Here is an 18,901-nt window from a genome sequence, read left to right as displayed (position 1 = left end):
CTACTTGTCGCCATGGAGACGGGAAGAAGCTCACCCATCGGACGGCCGGCATGAGGATCGGCGAGCTGGCGGCGCTGGCCGGCGTCAGTACCCGCACCGTGCGCCACTACCACCACCTGGGGCTGCTGCCCGAGCCCGAGCGCCGGGCCAACGGCTACCGGGAGTACGGACTGCGCGACGCCGTCCTGCTGTCCCGGGTGCGGCGCCTCACGGAGCTGGGGCTGGGCCTGGACGAGGTGCGCGACGTACTGGCCGAGGACGCCGGGCGCGACCTGCACGAGGTACTGGCCGAGCTGGACGCGGACCTGGCGCGGCAGGAGGCGGACATCCGCGAGCGGCGGGCCCGGCTGGGCGCCTTGCTGCGCCGGGCCGAGGAGCACGGCGGCCTGCCCGCCGAGGGCCCGGTGTCCGAGGAACTGGCGGATGTCTTCGGACGGATGGCCCGCGCCTCGGCCGCCCGCCCGGGCCCCGAGCCCGCGATGGCCCGGCAGGAACGGGAGCTGATGGCCATGTTCGAGTCGATGGGCGCGGCGCCGGCGGAGTTCACGGCGGTGCTCGGCTCGGCGCTGGACGAGCCGGAGGCGATGGACCGCGCGTACGAGGTCTACGCGATGCTGGACGAGCTCGCGGAGGCCGAGGTGGACGACCCGCGCGTGGCAGCGGCGGCACAAGCGTTGTGCGACTGCATGCCGGCCGAGCTGGCCGCCGGGGCGCGCGAGGCGCTGGCCGCCGAAGAGGCCGGGGCGGGAGACCCGACAACGGCCCGGACCATGATGCGGGCCTTCTACGCGCACTTCGCCCCGGCCCAGGCCGCGGCCGTCCGGCAGGCGATCCGGCTCTTCACGGAGCAGGCACGATGAGCCGGGGGCGCACGGCGCGCCTCCTGCTCGCCCACGAGGGGCGGTGGCTGGCGAGCCTGGGGCTGTGGGCGGTACGGCGGCGGGACGGAGCGGGCCCGGCGGCGCGCGGCGTGCATGCCTTCGGGTACGCACGGGCGCAGGCCCCATTGGTGCTCGGCTTCGCCTTCGTGTGCCTCGTGGAGACCGTGGGGATGTCCTTCCTGCTGGCGGAGTGGCCCGTCGTCCACGGGATCATGCTGGTACTGGACGTCTACACGGTGCTGATGGCGCTCGGGCTGCACGCCGCCGCGGTCACCCGGCCGCATCTGGTGGGCGCCGGGGTGCTGCGCGTACGGAACGGCGCGCGGCTCGACGCCGTGATTCCCCTGGCGCTGGTCGCCACGGTCCGGCGCGACCTCCGTTTCCCGAACGGCAAGCCGCCCGCCGGCGTCCTGGAGGCGGCCACCGGCGGACAGACATCGGTGACGGTGGAGCTGTCCGCGCCGGTCACGGTCGTACGGCGCTTCATGGGGGCGCCCGAGGAGGTGCGCACGGTGCGCTTCCACGCGGACGACTCGCGGGCGGCGGTGACGGCCCTGCGGGAGGCGGCCGAGGCCGCTCGGGAGGCGGCCGAGGAGACAGCGCGGACAGCAGCCGGGACCGTACGGGAAGCGGACGCCGCACCGGAGCCGGCCGCCCCGTGAGGCACCGGTCGCCTCAGGCCGGGACGAAGCGGACCGGTTCGCGGCCCGGTTCGGCGGCGGTGAGGCGGACGCGCAGGGGGTGGCCGAGGGGCAGCGGCGGGGCGTCGGGGGCGGCGTCCACCCGGCCGACGACCGCCGGGGCGCAGAGGTGGACGGTCCCCCGGCGGGGCCGGTCCGGGTGGACGTCGACGACGTAGCCGTCGAAGAGGTCGCCGACCCGGTCCCGCAGGACGGCCGCCTCGACCAGGTCCACGCACTCCCGCTCGACGCGGTGGGCCCGCCGGCCGCCCGCCGCCATCTCCTCCGGCAGTGCGGGCAGCGCCGCCCGCACCCATTCCGGCGGCGGCTCCCCGGCCGCCGCTGACAGGCACAGTTCGACCACGTACCGGTCGACGAGGCGGCGCAGTGGCGCCGTGGCGTGGGCGTACGGGGCGGCGATGGCGGAGTGCAGGGCGTCGCCGGGCGCGGGCGGCGTGCCGTCGAAGACCGTGTAGCCCGCGCCGCGCAGCAGGGAGGTGCACTCCTGGAGGAACGCGGCGTGCTCGGGGAGGCGCGGATCGAGCTCCCGGATCAGCTCCGCGTACGGGGTGTGGTGCGGCCAGTCGATGCCCAGCGCCCGGGCGGTCCGGCGCAGCCGGCCGACGGCGCCGTCCGGGGGCGGCGCTTCCTCGGGCGCGAACGGGGTGGCGAGGTGCGGGGACGGCAGGGTGCGGAGGATGCCGGTGCCGGCGTCGAGCATCAGGCCGGCCGCCGCCATGCCGGTGAGGAGTGAGAGCTGCGCGTTCCAGCCGTCGGCGGGCAGCGGTGCCCGGTGGGCGAGGCGGTAGCGGCCGTCCCGGGCCACGATCTCCTGCTCGGGCACGTGGAGCGAGATGCCGCCGCGGTCCCGTTCGCGCTCCTCGCGCAGCTCGCCGATGTCGCGGAGCAGGGAGAGGGGTTCCGCGGCCGTGCCGGACTCGATGGCGCGCTGCACGCCCTCGTGGTCGAGCCGGGCGCGGGAGCGGACGACGGCCCGGCGTACGTCGGTGCCGACCAGCGCCCCGTACTCGTCCAGGTCGAGCCGCCAGAGGACGGCGGGCCGGTCCTGGTCGGGCAGCAGGCTCGCGGCGCCCTCCCCGAGGGCGGGCGGGTGCAGGGGCACGCGCCCGTCGGGGAAGTACAGGGTCGTCACGCGGCGGTGCGCCTCGGCGTCCAGCGCGCTTCCTGGGGCGACGAACGCGGCGACGTCGGCGACGGCGTAGTGCACGCGGAAGCCGCCCGGTTCCCGGCGCGCGAGGTGGAGCGCCTGGTCGAGGTCGGTGGAGCCGGGCGGGTCGATGGTGAAGAGCGGGAGGCCGGTGGCGTCCTCGGCCGGCATCCGTGGGCTGCGCGCGGCGCGGTCGGCCTCCGCCGTGACCTCGGGCGGGAACTCCGCCGGGATCTCCAGTCGCGTCCGCAGCTCCCGTAGCGCGCCGCCCAGCGGGGCGGTGCCCTCAGGGGATTCGTCGGTCACACGCATCGGGCGACGGGGCATGGCACGAGACTAGGACAAATCCCCTCCAGGGACCGTCAAGGGCCGTCGCGGCGACGGCATAGGGTGCACGGGGGCCGCCCCGTCCGGTGCGGCCCGCTCTCGTGCCCGTACCGCCGTAAGGAGACCGACCGTGCTCACGCTGCTGCCGCCGTCCGAAGGCAAGGCCGACGGACAGGACGGCACGGCCCCGCTGGACGTGGCCGCGCTGTCGCTGCCGGGCCTCGCGCCCGCTCGGGAGGCCGTGCTGACCGAGCTGGTCGAGCTGTGCGCGGCGGACGCCGGCAAGGCGCAGGAGGTGCTGGGCCTGAGCGAGGGGCTGAAGGGCGAGGTCGCGAAGAACGCCGCGCTGCGCACCGCCGGCACCCGCCCGGCGGGCGAGATCTACACCGGCGTGCTGTACGACGCGCTCGGCCTGGCGACGCTCGATCAGAAGGCGCGGCAGCTGGCGGAGCGGTCGCTGCTGGTCTTCTCCGGGCTGTGGGGCGCGGTGGGGATCGCCGACCGCATCCCGTCCTACCGCTGCTCCATGAGCGTGAAGCTGCCCGGCCTGGGCGCGCTGGGCGCCTACTGGCGCGGGCCGATGGCCGAGGTGTTGCCGGCCGCCGCCGGGGACCGGCTCGTGCTGGACCTGCGGTCGTCCGCGTACGCGTCGGCCTGGAAGCCGAAGGGCGAGGTCGCCGAGCGGACGGCGACGGTGCGGGTGCTTCAGTCGAAGATCGTGAACGGAGTGGAGAAGCGCTCCGTGGTCAGCCACTTCAACAAGGCGACCAAGGGCCGGATGGTCCGTGACCTGCTCTCGGCCGGACTGGAGCCGGCCGGCCCCGAGGAGTTGCTGGAGGCACTGCGCGGGCTGGGCTACACGGTCGAGGCGCAGGCCCCGGCGAAGGCCGGCAAGCCGTGGGCGCTGGACGTGATCGTCACCGAGCTCTGAGCCCACACCTCGTCCAGCGTTGCAACATACGCAATGCTCGTTGCGAAGTATGCGGCCGAGGCGCACTATGAACGCGTGACTAGTGCTGCCTCCGCTTCCCCCGCTCCCGCTTCCGAAGGCTCCGTCCTCGGGCTCGCCCCCGTCGTCCCCGTCGTCGTCCTGGAGGACGCCGCCGACGCCGTACCGCTCGCCCGCGCGCTCGTCGCGGGCGGCCTGCCCGCGATCGAGGTGACGCTGCGGACCCCGGCGGCGCTGGACGCCATCCGGGCGATCGCGGCCGAGGTCCCGGACGCGGTGGTCGGCGCGGGCACGGTGATCACGCCGGCACAGGTCACCGAGGCGGTCGCGGCGGGCGCCCGCTTCCTGGTGAGCCCGGGCTGGTCGCCCCGGCTGCTCGGCGCGATGCGGGACTCCGGCGTGCCGTTCCTGCCCGGAGTCTCCACGACGTCCGAGGTCGTGACGCTGCTGGAGGAGGGCGTCACGGAGCTGAAGTTCTTCCCGGCGGAGGCCGCGGGCGGCACGGCGTACCTGAAGTCGCTCGCCTCGCCGCTCCCCCAGGCCCGGTTCTGCCCGACGGGCGGGATCAAGGCGGCCAACGCGCCGGAGTACCTGGCCCTCCCCAACGTGGCGTGCGTGGGCGGCACGTGGATGCTCCCGGCGGACGCCGTCCGCACCAAGGACTGGGACCGGATCGCCCGCCTGGCGACGGAGGCCTCCGCCCTGGGCGCCTGAAAGGCGCTTCAGGGGCGCGGGGAACTGCGCGGGCAGCCACGACGGCGCGGCAGTCGGCCACGGACGGTGGACCGCACCCCCGTAGCCGCGTCGGCTCAGCTCACCGCAGGTGCGACGTGTCGTTCAGCAGCCGCAGCGACGCGTTGTCGTCCGCGTAGTACGCGATCGCCGACAGCGAGGCCGCGGAGAGCTCCATCCGGAACAGCGACTCCGGCGGGGCGCCCAGCGCCAGCCGTACCAGGGTCTTGACCGGCGTCACGTGGGTGACCAGCAGGACCGTCTTCCCCGCGTACCGCGCCCTGAGCTTGTCGCGGGTGAGCTCGACCCGGCGGGCCACGGCCGCGAACGACTCGCCGCCGCCGGTCGGTTCCGCCTTGTCGGAGGCCAGCCAGGCGTTCAGGTCGGCCGGGTGGCGCTCGCGCACCTCGGAGAAGGTCAGGCCCTCCCACGCGCCGAAGTCCGTCTCGCGCAGCCCGTCCTCGATGCGTACGTCCAGACCCAGCCGGGCCGCGATCGTCTCGGCGGTCTCCCGGCAGCGGCGCAGCGGGGAGCTGACGATCGCCTGGACCGTGCCGCGTACGGCGAGCGCGGCGGCCGCCTCACGGGCCTGCAGGCGGCCGGCGGCGGAGAGTTCGGGGTCCGAGCCGCCGCTGCCGGAGAACCGCTTCTCCGGCGTCAGCGGGGTCTCACCGTGCCGCAGCAGCACGAAGGTGGTCGGCGCGCCCAGGTCGGCGGGCACGGCCCAGCCGGACGGCGGGGTGGCCGTGGCGGTGCCGGCGCCCTGCGCCCCGGCGGCACGGGCTCCCGCGGGGCCGGCGATCTCCGCGTCCGCACCGGCGAGCTCCGCGTCCGCACCGGTGATCTCCGCATCCGCACCCGCGAGCTCCGCGTCCGCGACCGCGGTGTCCGAGGCCGTGGCGCCCGCGGGCCGTCGCGGCCCCGAGGCGAGCGCCGCGCCCGACGCGCTCGGCTCCCACTGACGGCCCGCCGCGCCCGCGTCCATCGCCTCGTTGGCGAGCCGGTCGGCGTGCTTGTTCTCCTTGCGCGGGATCCACTCGTACGTGACCCGGTCCGGCGGGAACACGGCCTTGGCGGTGGCCGCGAGCGGCTGCATGTCCGGGTGCTTGATCTTCCAGCGGCCCGACATCTGCTCGACGACGAGCTTGGAGTCCATCCGGACCCGGATCTCCGCCTCCGGGTCGAGGGCGTGGGCGGCGCGCAACCCGGCCACCAACCCCTTGTACTCGGCGACGTTGTTCGTGGCCGTACCGAGGAACTCGGCGGCCTCGGCCAGCGTCTCGCCGGTCTCGGGGTCGATGACCACGGCACCGTACCCGGCGGGCCCGGGATTGCCCCGCGACCCGCCGTCCGCCTCGACGATGAACGTGCGCGGCATCGTGGCTTACAGGCCCGAGTCGGGCGTGCGGACCAGGATGCGGCTGCAGTTCTCGCAGCGCACGACCTTGTCGGCCGCGGCAGCGCGCACGTCGTTCAGCTCGGTGATGTCCAGCTCCAGGCGGCAGCCCTCGCAGCGGCGCTGGTAGAGCCGCGCCGCACCGACGCCGCCCTGCTTCTCGCGCAGCCGGTCGTACAGCTTGAGCAGGTCCGCCGGGATGTCGGCGACGGTCAGCTCGCGCTCCTTGGTGACGCTGGCGGCCTCGCCGTCGATCTCGGCGTACGCGGCGTCCCGGCGCGCGACGGCGTCGGTCACCTTGGCCTGGATGGCGGCCACCCGGTCGGAGAGCTCGGCGACGCGCTCCTGCGCGGACTCACGGCGCTCCATGACCTCCAGGACGACCTCCTCAAGGTCGCCCTGGCGCTTGGCCAGCGAGGCGACCTCGCGCTGGAGGTTCTCCAGGTCCTTCGGCGAGGTGATCGCGCCGGAGTCGAGCCGCTGCTGGTCGCGGGCGGCGCGCTGGCGCACCTGGTCCACGTCCTGCTCGGCCTTGGTCTGCTCGCGAGCGGTGTCGCTCTCCTCGGTCTGCGCGGCGACGAGCAGGTCGCGCTGCTGCGTGAGGTCGCCCTCCAGGGTCTGGAGCTCGGCCAGCTCGGGCAGGTTGTTGCGCTTGTGCGCGAGCTGGCTGAGACGGAGGTCCAGGGACTGGACGTCCAGGAGGCGGATCTGGTCTGCGGGCGCGGCGTTCAGTTGGGGGCTCCAAGGTTAGTCGGATGCAGCGCGCGAAGCGCTCGACTGAAGGGTGGTGGTGGGCGACGGGTGGGAGGATGCCGCGTGGGCGGTCCAGGGGTCGGTGACCGTACGGGAGACGTGCGTGCGCAGGTCCCAGCCGTGCCGGTCGGAGATCTCGTCGAGCTGCGCGGCCGCCTGCTCGCACCACGGCCACTCGGTGGCCCAGTGCGCGGCGTCCAGCAGCCCGAGCGGGCTCTTCTGGGTGGCCTCGGAGGCCGGGTGGTGACGCAGGTCGGCGGTGAGGAAGGCGTCCACGCCCGCCGCACGCACCTCGTCGAAGAGGCTGTCGCCGGAGCCGCCGGAGACCGCGACCGTACGGACGGTGCGCTCCGGGTCGCCGGCGACCCGGATGCCCTGCGCGGTGGCCGGCAGCCGCTCGGCGGCGTACCGGGCGAAGTCGCCCAGCGGCATCGGGTGCGCGAGCTCACAGACCCGGCCGAGGCCGCGGCGGCCCGCGGGATCGCTCGCGTCCGCCACGAGGGGGCGCAGCACGCGCAGGTCGAGGGCGCCGGCGAGGGCGTCGGAGACGCCGGGATCGGCGGTGTCGGCATTGGTGTGCGCGACGTGCAGGGCGATGTCGTTCTTGATCAGCGTGTGCACGACCTTGCCCTTGAAGGTGGCCGCCGCGACCGTCGTCGTCCCCCGCAGGTACAGGGGATGGTGGGTGACGAGCAGGTCGGCGCCGAGCTGCACGGCTTCGTCGACGATCTCCTGCACCGGGTCGACGGCGAAGAGCACGCGCCGCACAGGGGCTTCGGGGTCGCCGCAGACGGTGCCGACGGCGTCCCACGCCTCGGCCCGCTCGGCGGGCCACAGGGCGTCGAGGGCGGAGAGGACTTCAGACAGTGCGGGCACGGGGGAAGGTTACCTCCCACCCGCGGCTGACCGCCCAGCCGCGGTGACCGCGCGATGCCGGTCGCCCCCTCCCGGGCGTCGCGCGGGGCGGCCGGACCGGCCCCACTGGCACATCCGCCGCACCGCCGCAGGCGAACAGGACAACAGCCACTCATACGCGTGAAGTGGTCCATCAGCCGTTGATCGGTAGGAAGTGCGAAAACTAGCTTCTTCGTGACTGGAGGTGACCACTCAATGACAGCCTGTGCAACTGAGCGCGTCAGAACCGACGGGAACTTCGAGGACGTCACGGAAAACACCCCTGCCCGCCCTCCTCGGCCCACCGGGCCGAGGGGGCTCACCGGGCTGCCCCACCGCCCCGCTCCCTTGACGCTCGCCGCCGACGGCTCGTACGCCGCACGGCTCGTTCCCACGTCGGGCGGCGGCTGGTTCCCCGAGCGCTGGACGCTGGACGGCTGCGAGCCGTACGCGGTGCCGCTCCCCGGCCGCCGGCCCGAGCGCCCGGACAGCGCGCTGCTGCCGCTCACGGACGGCCGGGTGCTGATCGTGCGCCGCGCGGCGGGCCACAGCACGGTCGCCCTCCTGTACCCCACCGGTCCTGGCACCGGTGAACTCCCGCTCGGCAGCGTGGAGACCGAGGAGCTGACGCTGCTGCCACCCGCCCCGTGCGGCACGCTGGTGCACGCCCTCGCCCCCGTGGGCGGGGACGGCGCGCGCCGGGCCACCGCGGTCTGGCTGCTGCACGGCGGCGACGAACCGCAACGGGTCGCGCTCGTTCCGGGGCGCTGCACCGGCGGCGTCTGGCTGGACCGCGAGGGGCGGCTGCTCGCGCTGGACCGCGAGCTGGACGGGTTGACCAAGACCGTCGTGGTCGACCTCGGCCGGGGCGGCGGCGTCAGCCCGCTGCTGGAGCTCACCGAGCGGAGCAACGACCGGCTGCTGCTGGCCGATCCCGACAGCGGCCTGGTGCTGCTGCGGTCGGACGCGCCCGGGTACGACCGGATGGGCTGGGGTGTGCTGGGCAGCACGCGCCCGGTGCGGTTCCCCGAGGCGCTGCACGCCGCGGACGCCGCGCTGACCCCCTTCGCCATGCAGCCGGGCCAGACGCTGGCCCCCGAGAGCTGCGCGGTCGCCTTCCGGGTGGACGGGGCGGCCGGCACCTGGCTCGCCGTGTGGCGCCCCGCGACGAAGCGGCTGCGGCGGTCGGCCGCGCCGGCGGGCTGGCTGCCCGGTACGGGCCACTGGACGCCGGAGGGCGAGCTCCGCCTGCCGTACGCGACGCGGGCCGCCCCGTGCGGCGTCGCGCGGGCGAGCGTGGTGTGGGAGGCGGAAGCCGGCGCGCCGGCGCCGGACGCCTCGCCTGCGCCCCTGCCGGCCGCCCTCCCCGTACCGGCCGGGGCGCTCGCCCCCGCATCGCACTCGCAACGACTGAGACGGTTCGCCTGGAACACCTCGGCCGCGCTGCCGCCCACTTCCGGAATCCGCACGACCTCCCTGGCGCCTCCGAACGGCTGCACAACATCCACACAAACGAGCACGGCGGAGCGGGAACCGTACGAAAGTGCGGCGCATCCTCAACAATGCAGGCCAGTGCCGCTGCAACAGGCACCACTGGCGGCCCGGGAGGCCCGGTAGAGCGTCAAAGAGCACCCCGTTAGAATTTTGTAAGGGGCTACGCAGCCGGTTGACCCGGCCACCGACGGTGACGCCCGGGGGTGTGCCCGGCGGAGCTGGGGGAGGTCCCGACGCGTACACCTGTAAGCGATCTGACGGAGTGACACTTTCCATGTCCGAAGCCCGAACCGAAACGACCGAGGCGCGCCCGCAGCAGGCTTCCGCCCCGGCCGCAGGCTCCGGCAAGCACCGCGGCCCGGCAGCGAGCGAGGACGCGGCGGCGTCCAGCGCCGGGCGGCACCGCCGGCCCACGAACCAGCGGAACGCCTGAGCGGAAGCCCGGGCAGTACCGAGACGGCCGTGGCCGCCACGAGAGGGATCTCCCGTGGCGGCCACGGCCGTCGTGCGTCCCGAACCGCCGCCCCCGAAGGGCAGACACCCGGTGCATAGAGAAGGGCAGGGACTCAGCGCTTCTTGAGGCCCAGCACCTCCGTCGCCGCGAAGTTGTCCCCCGGCGCCCGGGCGGCGAAGTACGGCGACAGCACCGCGTCCAGCTCCTCGTACGTGAAGACGTCCTTGGCGGTGTCGAACTGCGCGGCCACCTTGGGCCGTTCGAGCAGCGCGACGAAGCCGCCGTGCACCACGAAGACCTGCCCGTTGACGCGTTCGGCGGCGGGCCCGGCGAGGTAGCCCACCAGCGGCGCGACGTGCTCGGGCGCCAGCGGGTCCGGCTCGCCCTCGCCCGGCTCTCCGAAGCCCGCGAAGACGTCCTCGGTCATCCGGGTGCGGGCCCGCGGGCAGATCGCGTTGGCGGTCACGCCGTACTTGCCCAGCGCCGCCGCCGTGGAGGTGGTCAGGCCCACGATGCCGCCCTTGGCAGCCGCGTAGTTGGGCTGCCCGGCCGAGCCCGCGAGGAACGCCTCGGAAGAGGTGTTGACGATCCGGCCGTGGACCGGGGCGCCGGCCGCCTTGGACCGCTCGCGCCAGTGGGCGGCGGCGAAGCGCGTCATGTTGAAGTGCCCCTTGAGGTGCACACGGAGGACCGCGTCCCACTCGTCCTCGGACATCGAGAAGACCATCCGGTCCCGCAGGATGCCCGCGTTGTTGACCAGGATGTCCAGCGTTCCGTAGCGCTCGACGGCCAGCTCCACGAGGGCGCGTGCGGTGTCGAAGTCGGCGACGTCCCCGAGGTGGGCCGTGGCCTCTCCGCCCGCGGCCCTGATCTCGGCCGCCACCTGTTCGGCCGGTGCCGCCGACGCCTCGCCGGAACCGTCCCGGCCCGGCTGCCCGTAGTCGTTGACGATCACGTTGGCGCCGAGCCGGGCGAGTTCGAGCGCCTCGACCCGCCCCAGGCCGCGGCCCGCGCCGGTGACGACGGCCGTCCTACCGTGCAGCACCATCCGTGCCTCCCGTTGTCCGTGGTTCCCGTCGGTCCGCTCCCCGGCCGGGCGCCTCACAGTTCGATGCAGGTGCGCAGCGCGGTGCCGGTGCGCATCTGCTCCAGCGCGTCGTTGATGCCGGCGAGCGGCACCCGGTGGGTGATGAGGTTCTCCAGGTCGATGCGGCCGGCCCGCCAGAGGGCGATGGCGCGCTCGTACGACCGGACCACGTCGCCGCCCCCGTAGAGCGAGGGCAGGATGCGCTTCTCATCGAAGAACAGCTCGAACATGTTGACCTGGAAGAAGTCGTCCATCGCGCCCGCGCCGACGATGCACAGCGTGCCGCCGCGCCGGGTCGCCTCGTAGGCGGTGCGGGCGGTGGCGGACTTGCCGACGACCTCGAAGACGTAGTCGAAGCCCTCTCCTGCCGTGATCCGCTGCTTGGCGTCGCCCAGTTCGTCGGGGGCGATCGCCTCCGTCGCCCCGAAGCGCAGCGCGGCCTCGCGGCGCGCCGCCACCGGGTCCACGGCGACGATCTGCGCGGCGCCGCTCGCCCGCGCGCCCTGGATGGTGGAGATGCCGACGCCGCCGCACCCGATGACGGCGACCGACGAACCGGCCACCACCTCGGCGGTGTTCAGCGCGGCGCCGAGCCCGGTGGTCACGCCGCAGCCGATGAGCGCGGCGATGTCGTACGGCACGTCGTCGGGCACCGGCACGGCGCAGTTGGCCGCGACCACGACCTCCTCGGCGAAGGTGCCGGTGCCCGCGAAGCCGAAGACGTCACCGCCGGGCCGCTTGAAGTTGGGCGTGCCGGCGCTCATGAAGCCGGCCAGGCACAGATGGGTCTGGCCGCGCCGGCAGGACGGACAGCTGCCGCAGGCGGGCAGCCAGCACATCAGTACCCGGTCGCCCGGTGCGAGCCCGGTGACGCCGTCCCCGACGTCGAGGATCTCGCCCGCGCCCTCGTGCCCGGGGACGAACGGCGCGGGCTGGGGCAGCACGCCGCTCATCGCGGAGAGGTCGGAGTGGCACAGCCCGGTGGCCCTGATCCGGATCCGCACCTTCCCCGGCCCGAACCCGACGGCCTCCACGTCGTCGAGGACTTCGAGCTTGTCCTGCCCTGTCTCGTGCTGTACGGCTGCGCGCATCTGCGGCTCCTCTGCGTACGGTCGGTACGGAAGGTGCGGTGGTGCGGGTGGCTCGTGGGGTGGCTCGTGCGGCTCGCTCGGGCGCGGGACACGGTGAGCGGGAACAGACGTGTCCGACCACGGCGAGCGGGAACAGGCGTGTTCGGCCACGGTGAGCCGGATCAGACGTGTCCGACCACGATGAGCGGGAACAGACGTGACCGGCCACGGTGCCGATCAGGCGTGTTCGACCACGGTGTCGGCCAGTACGGGCGCCTCCTCCCGGTCCGGCGCGGTCACCGACACCTGGACGCTCCCGGGGCCGGGGGCGTCGCGCCACATACGGATGCGCAGCGGCTCGCCGGGGAAGACCACGCCGGCGAACCGGGTGGCGTAGCTGCGGACCCGGCCGACGTCGCCGTCCAGCGCCGTGTCGACCACCGCCTTGAGCGTCACGCCGTACGAGCACAGGCCGTGCAGGATCGGCTTGTCGAAGCCGGCGAGCGCGGCGAACTCCGGGTCGGCGTGGAGCGGGTTCCAGTCGCCGGAGAGCCGGTACAGCAGCGCCTGGTCGGGCCGGATCAGCCGGGTCACCGTGTGGTCCGGGGCGCGCTCCGGCAGCTCCAGGCGGCTGGACGGGCCGCGGTCGCCGCCCCAGCCGCCCTCGCCCCGGACGAAGATCTGGGTGTCGCTGGTCCAGAGCGGTCCGTCCTCGTCGGCGGTCTCCGAACGCAGCACGATGACCGCGGCCTTGCCCTTGTCGTAGACGGCGGGGACGGTCGAGGTCTGGTGCGCCGCGCCCTTGACGGGGATCGGCCGGTGCAGGGTGATCTTCTGGGCGCCGTGCAGGACGGCCGCGAGGTCCACGTCGATGCCGGGGGACGAGAGCCCGCCGACCACGGCCATGCCACCGCCGGCGACGGTCGCGAAGCTGGGCAGGACGTGCAGCCGGCTCTCCAGGGTGTAGCGCAGCTCGTCGGGGTCGGTGGCGGCGCCGGGCCGCTCCTCCGTGGCGGCGCCCGCGCCGATGCCGAGGTGGTAGAGCTGGACGTCCTTGTGGTCCCAGGCGAGGTCGGAGGTGCGCGGCTCGGCGGCAACGGCCTTGGCGGCGTCGATGGGCATGGGGCGGGGCTCCTTCGCCGTGGTGCGGGTGTCGTACGGGGCGTGCGGAGGGCGGAAGCAGCGGTCGGCAAGACCCCGGCCGGGCGTCCGCACCGTCGGCCGGCCGGGGTCGTCAGCGGTCGGTGACGCGCCGGGGCGGGCGACGCGCGACACCGCGCGACACGGCGCAGCACACCCCGCGCACCCGCACTAGAACGCGTTCTACCGATGGGCCATGTATAGCCGATCCACGCTCGACCCGGAACCCCCTGACGCACCGTCAGGTGAGCCGTCGGATTCGGCCTCGCACACCCCGGCCGTCGCACCCGTGACATTTGTCCTGCCCGGCCGACGACATTCTCTTCTACCCGGAACGCCCCCGTTCTCCGTAGATTCATGGGCATGAGGAAAACAACGGGGACAACGGGGACAACGGGGACAACGGGGGCGACGGAGACGACGGGGACGACGAAGACGGCGGGAACGACGAAGACGGCGGGAACGACGGGGACGACGGGGTCAAGTGGGAGCGCGCGGGATGCCACAGCGGTGGCGTTCTCGGGCGTGGTGAAGACCTACGGTGAGGTGCGGGCCGTCGACGGGCTGGACCTCACGGTCGACCGCGGCGAGACCGTCGCGCTGCTGGGGCGGAACGGCGCCGGCAAATCGACCACGATCAGCATGCTGCTCGGCCTGCTGCCGCCCACGTCCGGCGAGGTGCGGTTGTTCGGCGGCACGCCGGAACAGGCGGTACGCCAGGGGCGGATCGGCGCGATGCTGCAGGACGGCCGGCCGATACCGCGCGTGACGGTGCGGGAGCTGATCACCTTCGTCGCGGCCACGTATCCGAAGCCGATGGCGGTGTCGGAAGCGCTGGCGCTGGCCGGCCTGGAGGAGCTGGCCGGGCAGCGGGTGGACCGGCTCTCCGGCGGCCAGGCGCAGCGGGTCCGCTTCGCGGTGGCGCTGGCCGGCGATCCGGACCTGGTCGTGCTGGACGAGCCGACCACCGCGCTGGACGTCGAGGGCCGCCGGGACTTCTGGCAGGCGATGCGGGCGTACGCGCGCCGCGGCAACACCGTGGTGTTCTCCACGCACTACCTCACCGAGGCCGATGAGAACGCCGACCGGATCGTGGTCGTGGACCACGGCCGGGTGGTGGCCGACGGCAGCGGCGAGACGATCAAGCGCGCCGTCGGCGGCGCGCTGGTCTCCTTCGACCTGGCGGGCGGGCCCAGTGACGGGCTGACCGAGCTGCCGGGGGTCACCTCCCTGGAGATACGGGGCGACCGGGCGCTGCTGCGGTCCGCCGACTCCGACGCGACCGTGCTCGAACTGGCACGGCTGGGCCTCGTACGGGGCCTGCAGGTGGCCCCGGCCAGCCTGGAGGACGCGTTCCTCACCCTCACTTCCTCCCGTACGGACGCCGCGGACGGCGGCCCTGCGGTCAGCGGTACCGGTGCCTCGGAAGGCGCCGCGGCGGTCGGCGAAGGAGCCCTGCGATGATCGACTACATCCGTCTCGAAGTCCGCAGGACCCTCCGCGACAAGGGCTTCGTCGTCTTCGGCATCGGGATGCCGGTGGTGATGTACCTGCTCCTGACCAACCTCGCCGGGAGTTCGGGCAAGGAAGCCGAGGCCTGGAAGGTCACCGCCATGGTCGGCATGGCGTCGTACGGCGCCTTGGGCGCGGCGCTCGGCACCGGCAACGGCCTCGCCGAGGACAAGAAGCTCGGCTGGCTACGGCAGCTGCGGATCACGCCGCTGTCCCCGGCCCGAGTGGTGGTGGGCCGCGGGCTCAGCGCCTCGGTGACGGTGCTGCCCGCGATCATCGTGGTGCTGCTGCTGGGCGCGCTGGTCAACGGCATACACCTGGCGGCCTGGCAGTGGATCGGCCTGGTGGTACTGCTGTGGCTGGGCACCACGCCGTTCACGCTGCTGGGCCTGGGCAACGGCTACCGCCTCTCGGCGCAGGCCGCCGGCATGGTGAACGCCGGCTGCATGATGGTGCTGGCGATCATCGGCGGTCTGTGGTTCCCGGCCGCCGCGTTCCCCGGCTGGCTGCAGGAAATATCCCGCTGGACGCCGTCGAACCGCTTCGCGGACCTCGGCTGGAGCGTCACCGCGGGGCACGGCCCGTCGGCGGGTACGGTCCTGGTGCTGGTGGCGTGGCTGGCGGCGTTCGGCGCCTACGCGGTGTACGCGTACCGGCGCGCGGCGCGGACGGCCTGAGGTGGGACGAGGCGGTGCCGCGATGGCGCGGGTCCCGGAGTTCGAGGACGAGATGGCGGAGCGGGACGAGGCCCCGACGAAGGGCTGCGACAGCGGACGGCGCTTCTGGGTGAACGGGGGGACGCGGAAGGGTGGGCCCATCACCTTCGGGAAGGGCCCCACGCCCGCCACGTTCATGCCTTGGCTGGTTCTGGGCGTGGGCGCGATCTCCAACACGATCAACGGGAAGGCCGGCAACCCCTGGGTGGCCGGGGCCGCTCTGCTGGTCTTCAACTCGCTCTACGTCGGAGTCGTGCGCACCGCCTTCAACCCCCGGGCCCGCGAGACCTGGGTGCCCTACGGCCTGCTGGCCGCGCTGGCGGCCGTGACCTACACGCTGGCGATCGCCTACGGCGGGGCCTGGACGATGTTCTTCCCCCTGATGACGCTGGCCGCGGGCACCTTGCTGCGCGGACGGCCGCTGTTCGTGGCGCTGTTCATCGCCAGCGCCTCGGCCGGCTCGCTCGCCGGCCACGGCAGCGGTGACCCGTGGGACGCCTCGACCATCGGCTACGGCACCTTCATCTCCGGCATGGTCACCTCGGCCGTCCTCGGCCTCTTCGAGGCCAACCGGCGGCTGCGGGCCACCGAGGGCGAACTGGCCCGTACGGCGGTGGAGAAGGAGCGGCTGCGGTTCTCGCGCGACCTGCACGACCTGCTGGGGCACACCCTCTCGGTGGTCGTGGTGAAGGCGGAGGCGGTGCGCCGGCTGGCGCCCCGGGACGTGGACGCGGCGCTGGCCCAGGCCGCGGACATCGAGGCGGTGGGGCGGCAGGCGCTCACCGAGATCCGTGAGGCCGTCACCGGGTACCGCCAGGGCAGCCTGGCCACCGAGCTGGACCGGGCCCGCTCGGCGCTGGAGGCGGGCGGTATCGAGCCGGTCGTGCGCCAGTCGGGCCCGCCGCTCTCCCCGCAGGCGGGGGCGCTGCTGGGCTGGGTCGTGCGGGAGGGCGTCACCAACGCGGTACGGCACAGCGGCGCCGCCCGCTGCGAGATCGAGGTCCGCGTCGACGGCGGTCGGGCCCGGCTGACAATCACCGACGACGGCCGCGGTCCCGTAAGCTCCGAGGCGCTCGCCGGGGGCAGCGGCGGCACGGGGCTGACCGGGCTCGCCGAGCGACTGGCCGCGGCCGGCGGCACGCTGGACGCGGGGCCCGACGGCCGGCGCGGCTTCCGGCTGGTGGCCGAACTGCCCGAGGACGGCGTACTGGCGGACGCGGAGGAGAGACCCGAGTGATCAAGGTCCTGCTGGCCGAGGACCAGGGGATGATGCGCGGCGCACTGGCGCTGCTGCTGAACCTGGAGACGGACATGGAGGTGGTGGCCCAGGTACCGGCCGGGGATCGGATCGTCGACGCCGCGCTGGAGACCTCCCCGGACATCGCGCTGCTGGACATCGAACTGCCCGGGCGCAGCGGCCTGGACGCGGCGGCGGATCTGCGCGAGGCGCTGCCGGAGTGCAAGGTGCTGATCGTGACCACGTTCGGGCGGCCGGGGTACCTGCGCCGCGCGATGGAGGCCGGGGCCTGCGGTTTCCTGGTCAAGGACGGGCCGGTGGAGGAGCTGGCCGCGGCGATCCGGCGGGTGCTGGCCGGAGAGCGGGTGATCGACCCCGGGCTGGCGGCGGCCGCGCTGAGCGCCGGGCCGAATCCGCTGACGCCGCGCGAGCAGGAGGTGCTGACCGCCGCGGTGGACGGCGCGACGGTGGCCGACATCGCGGGCAAGCTGCACCTCTCGCAGGCGACCGTGCGCAACTACCTCTCAGCGGCGATCGGCAAGACCGGTACGCGCAACCGCATGGAAGCGGTACGCGCGGCCCGCCGCAACGGCTGGCTGTAGGCCGGCCCGACACCCCGACCGGCTGTAACAGCGGCCCGACACACCGACCGGTGTAGTAGCGACCCGACGCAACGGCTGTCTTCAAGGCGTCCCGACGCACCAACCATCTGCGGGAACAACCAGCACAACGACCGACCGCTGGGCGGGGCATCACGCGCCGACCGACTGCAGGTACGGCCCGGCGCGACGGCCGACTGCAGGTACAGGCCCCGCGACGGCCGGATGCGGGGTGGGCCGGTCGTCACTCCTCCCGCAGGTACGCCTCGTACTGTTCCGCGGTGAGCAGGTCGTCGGTGCTGCCGCTGAACCGGCAGGTGACCAGCCAGCCGTCCCCGTAGGGATCCTCGTTGACCTGCTCGGGGGAGTCGATGAGCGAGGTGTTGACCGCCACCACCGTGCCCGCCAGGGGCAGATAGACCTCGCTGACGGCCTTGACCGACTCCAGCGAGCCGAAGGGGTCGCCCGCGTCGAAGCGTTCGCCCGTCTTGGGCAGTTCGACGTAGACGATGTCGCCGAGCTGCCGCTGGGCGTGGTCGGTGATGCCGATCGTGGCCCGGTCGCCGTCCAGGCGGAGCCACTCGTGGTCCTTGCTGTACGACAGGTCCGCGGGGATTTTCACCATGCCGATGACGGTGGCACTCCCGCCGGCGGACCGACAAGGCGGAAACCGGGCTGCCGGCCCCGGCCGTGGCAGGCCGGGCGCGGGGGCTCAGGTCCGCAGGTAGGAGGCGCCGTTGACGTCGAGCACGGTGCCCGAGCTCCACTGCGCCTCGGGAGAGGCCAGCCAGCGGACGGCGGCCGCGATCTCGGCCGGCTCGGCGACCCGGCCGAACGGGCTCTGGGCGCGGATCGCGGCACCCTGCGCGCCGGCCAGCCGGTCGCCGACCCGCTCGGTGTCGATGAAGCCGGGCGCCACGGACGCCACCGCGATGCCGTGCGGCGCGAGCGCGACCGCGAGGGACTGGCCGAGAGCGTGCACCGCTGCCTTGGTCGCGCCGTACGCGGGATGGTCCGGTTCGCCGCGGAAGGCGCCGCGCGAGCCGACGTTGACGATGCGCCCGCCGGTGCCCTGCTCGATCATGCGCTGGGCCGCGCCGTGGCTCAGGTGCGCCGTGCCGAGCAGGTTGACCGCGACGTGCTGCTGCCAGGCGGCGGTCCAGTCGGCGTAGGAGGTGGTGGCGGGCGGGTGCGGGGTGTTGACCGCGGCGTTGTTCACCAGGACGTCGATGCCGCCGAGTGCGGCGTCCGCCGCGGCGACCAGCTCGGCGGCGCCTTCGGGGCTGCCGATGTCGGCGTGCAGCAGGGCGTGGCCGTCGCCGGGCAGCGCGGCGAGGGTCGCCTCGGCGTCCGCCCGGCGCGAGCCGTAGTGCACGGCGACCCGGTCGCCGTTCTCCGCGAAGGCGAGTGCGACGGCCCGGCCGAGGCCGCGGGAGGCCCCGCTGACCAGGACGCGACGGCCGGTGGCGGGAAACGCGGTCGCTGCGGGCGCGGTCGCTGCGGTGTCAGCCATGATCACATCCTCTCGCACGGCCTGCGCGGTGGCGGACCGGGCGTCGGCGGTTGCCCGCTGCCCCGGCCGACGTCAGCCCGCACCGAAAGCACCAACCGCCCGGCGTCAGCCCACATCCGAACGGCTGCTCGCCGCACCCCGGCCGGCGCCAGCCCGCATCGGAGGCGCCAGCCGGCATTGGAGGCGCCAGCCGGCATCGGAGGCACCAGCCGGTCGGCGTCAGCCCGACCGAAGGCGCCAGCCGGCCGACGTCAGCCCGCATCGGAGGTACCAACCCCAACTCCCGGCCCCGCTCCCCC

General features: G+C 74.3%; 19 protein-coding genes. 10 read left to right on the top strand and 9 right to left on the bottom strand.

Translation table 11 applies throughout. The annotated features are described in order from the left end of the window. Positions 1 to 50: 50 nt before the first annotated feature. On the top strand, positions 51 to 860 hold the full coding sequence (locus IF20_RS15025) for a MerR family transcriptional regulator (RefSeq protein WP_052865657.1): 810 nt from the start codon (positions 51 to 53) through the stop codon (positions 858 to 860). Next, positions 857 to 1,543, top strand: a complete 687-nt coding sequence (locus IF20_RS15020) for a hypothetical protein (RefSeq protein ID WP_199896605.1) — start codon at positions 857 to 859, stop codon at positions 1,541 to 1,543. Before IF20_RS15025 ends, IF20_RS15020 begins: the two co-directional genes overlap by 4 nt. Before the next feature lie 13 nt (positions 1,544 to 1,556). On the opposite strand, the gene IF20_RS15015 is transcribed toward IF20_RS15020, so the two are convergent. Next, the gene (locus tag IF20_RS15015) at positions 1,557 to 3,041 is read right to left on the bottom strand and encodes an RNB domain-containing ribonuclease (protein ID WP_234426662.1); all 1,485 of its coding nucleotides are present in this window, start codon (positions 3,039 to 3,041) and stop codon (positions 1,557 to 1,559) included. Positions 3,042 to 3,186: 145 nt separating this feature from the next. On the opposite strand from IF20_RS15015, the gene yaaA reads away from it, so the two are divergent. Together yaaA and eda are read left to right on the top strand one after the other, a co-directional pair. Then, positions 3,187 to 3,987 carry a peroxide stress protein YaaA gene (yaaA, locus tag IF20_RS15010; RefSeq protein ID WP_052865655.1) on the top strand — a complete coding sequence of 267 codons (801 nt, stop codon included), beginning with the start codon at positions 3,187 to 3,189 and terminating at the stop codon, positions 3,985 to 3,987. Between the two features lie 75 nt (positions 3,988 to 4,062). Continuing rightward, on the top strand, positions 4,063 to 4,719 hold the full coding sequence (gene eda / locus IF20_RS15005) for a bifunctional 4-hydroxy-2-oxoglutarate aldolase/2-dehydro-3-deoxy-phosphogluconate aldolase (protein ID WP_234426661.1): 657 nt from the start codon (positions 4,063 to 4,065) through the stop codon (positions 4,717 to 4,719). 100 nt (positions 4,720 to 4,819) lie between these two features. On the opposite strand, the gene IF20_RS15000 is transcribed toward eda, so the two are convergent. The 3 genes from IF20_RS15000 to IF20_RS14990 are packed head-to-tail and all read right to left on the bottom strand — an operon-like array spanning position 4,820 to position 7,762. Beyond that, positions 4,820 to 6,115: a bifunctional RNase H/acid phosphatase gene (locus IF20_RS15000; protein WP_052865653.1), complete on the bottom strand. Its 1,296-nt coding sequence runs from the start codon at positions 6,113 to 6,115 to the stop codon at positions 4,820 to 4,822. Between the two features lie 6 nt (positions 6,116 to 6,121). Next, positions 6,122 to 6,865 carry a CT398-like coiled coil hairpin domain-containing protein gene (locus IF20_RS14995; RefSeq protein ID WP_110944177.1) on the bottom strand — a complete coding sequence of 248 codons (744 nt, stop codon included), beginning with the start codon at positions 6,863 to 6,865 and terminating at the stop codon, positions 6,122 to 6,124. 15 nt (positions 6,866 to 6,880) lie between these two features. Further along, on the bottom strand, positions 6,881 to 7,762 hold the full coding sequence (locus IF20_RS14990; RefSeq protein ID WP_052865651.1) for a Nif3-like dinuclear metal center hexameric protein: 882 nt from the start codon (positions 7,760 to 7,762) through the stop codon (positions 6,881 to 6,883). Positions 7,763 to 7,996: 234 nt separating this feature from the next. Here IF20_RS14990 and IF20_RS14985 point away from each other — a divergent pair, with 234 nt between their 5' ends. Both IF20_RS14985 and IF20_RS39185 read left to right on the top strand, forming a co-directional pair. Next, positions 7,997 to 9,397: a hypothetical protein gene (locus tag IF20_RS14985; protein ID WP_407702510.1), complete on the top strand. Its 1,401-nt coding sequence runs from the start codon at positions 7,997 to 7,999 to the stop codon at positions 9,395 to 9,397. Between the two features lie 151 nt (positions 9,398 to 9,548). Next, on the top strand, positions 9,549 to 9,707 hold the full coding sequence (locus tag IF20_RS39185; protein WP_199896604.1) for a hypothetical protein: 159 nt from the start codon (positions 9,549 to 9,551) through the stop codon (positions 9,705 to 9,707). A gap of 133 nt (positions 9,708 to 9,840) precedes the next feature. Here IF20_RS39185 and IF20_RS14980 read toward each other — a convergent pair whose 3' ends face one another. The 3 genes from IF20_RS14980 to IF20_RS14970 all read right to left on the bottom strand — a co-directional run bounded on the left by IF20_RS14980 (position 9,841) and on the right by IF20_RS14970 (position 13,007). Further along, complete coding sequence (locus tag IF20_RS14980) at positions 9,841 to 10,776, bottom strand: 3-oxoacyl-ACP reductase (RefSeq protein WP_052865650.1); 936 nt, start codon at positions 10,774 to 10,776, stop codon at positions 9,841 to 9,843. 53 nt (positions 10,777 to 10,829) lie between these two features. Continuing rightward, entirely contained in the window at positions 10,830 to 11,906 is a 1,077-nt protein-coding gene (locus tag IF20_RS14975; RefSeq protein ID WP_052865649.1) for a Zn-dependent alcohol dehydrogenase, read from the bottom strand. A gap of 216 nt (positions 11,907 to 12,122) precedes the next feature. Next, the gene (locus IF20_RS14970) at positions 12,123 to 13,007 is read right to left on the bottom strand and encodes a MaoC/PaaZ C-terminal domain-containing protein (RefSeq protein WP_052865648.1); all 885 of its coding nucleotides are present in this window, start codon (positions 13,005 to 13,007) and stop codon (positions 12,123 to 12,125) included. 528 nt (positions 13,008 to 13,535) lie between these two features. Here IF20_RS14970 and IF20_RS14965 point away from each other — a divergent pair. From IF20_RS14965 to IF20_RS14950, 4 genes are read left to right on the top strand one after another with little or no spacing between them, the layout of a single operon-like run. Then, positions 13,536 to 14,489, top strand: coding sequence for an ABC transporter ATP-binding protein (locus IF20_RS14965; protein WP_052865647.1), 954 nt, complete (start codon positions 13,536 to 13,538; stop codon positions 14,487 to 14,489). Further along, complete coding sequence (locus IF20_RS14960; protein ID WP_052865646.1) at positions 14,486 to 15,214, top strand: ABC transporter permease; 729 nt, start codon at positions 14,486 to 14,488, stop codon at positions 15,212 to 15,214. The genes IF20_RS14965 and IF20_RS14960 overlap by 4 nt, the downstream gene beginning before the upstream one ends. Before the next feature lie 22 nt (positions 15,215 to 15,236). Beyond that, complete coding sequence (locus IF20_RS14955) at positions 15,237 to 16,490, top strand: sensor histidine kinase (protein WP_407702509.1); 1,254 nt, start codon at positions 15,237 to 15,239, stop codon at positions 16,488 to 16,490. Beyond that, positions 16,487 to 17,092: a response regulator transcription factor gene (locus IF20_RS14950; protein WP_052865645.1), complete on the top strand. Its 606-nt coding sequence runs from the start codon at positions 16,487 to 16,489 to the stop codon at positions 17,090 to 17,092. The genes IF20_RS14955 and IF20_RS14950 overlap by 4 nt, the downstream gene beginning before the upstream one ends. Positions 17,093 to 17,333: 241 nt before the next feature. Here the strand turns inward: IF20_RS14950 and gcvH are convergent, their stop codons facing one another. After that, positions 17,334 to 17,714 (bottom strand): glycine cleavage system protein GcvH, encoded by a 381-nt coding sequence (gcvH, locus tag IF20_RS14945; RefSeq protein WP_110944176.1) that lies wholly within the window; start codon positions 17,712 to 17,714, stop codon positions 17,334 to 17,336. Positions 17,715 to 17,801: 87 nt separating this feature from the next. Further along, positions 17,802 to 18,602 carry an SDR family NAD(P)-dependent oxidoreductase gene (locus IF20_RS14940; protein ID WP_052865644.1) on the bottom strand — a complete coding sequence of 267 codons (801 nt, stop codon included), beginning with the start codon at positions 18,600 to 18,602 and terminating at the stop codon, positions 17,802 to 17,804. Positions 18,603 to 18,901: the final 299 nt, after the last annotated feature.

Source organism: Streptomyces niger, from assembly GCF_000718305.1.
GTDB lineage: Bacteria > Actinomycetota > Actinomycetes > Streptomycetales > Streptomycetaceae > Streptomyces > Streptomyces niger.
The sequence above is the reverse complement of the archived record's forward strand: the minus strand, read 5'-3'. Positions and strand labels throughout refer to the sequence as shown.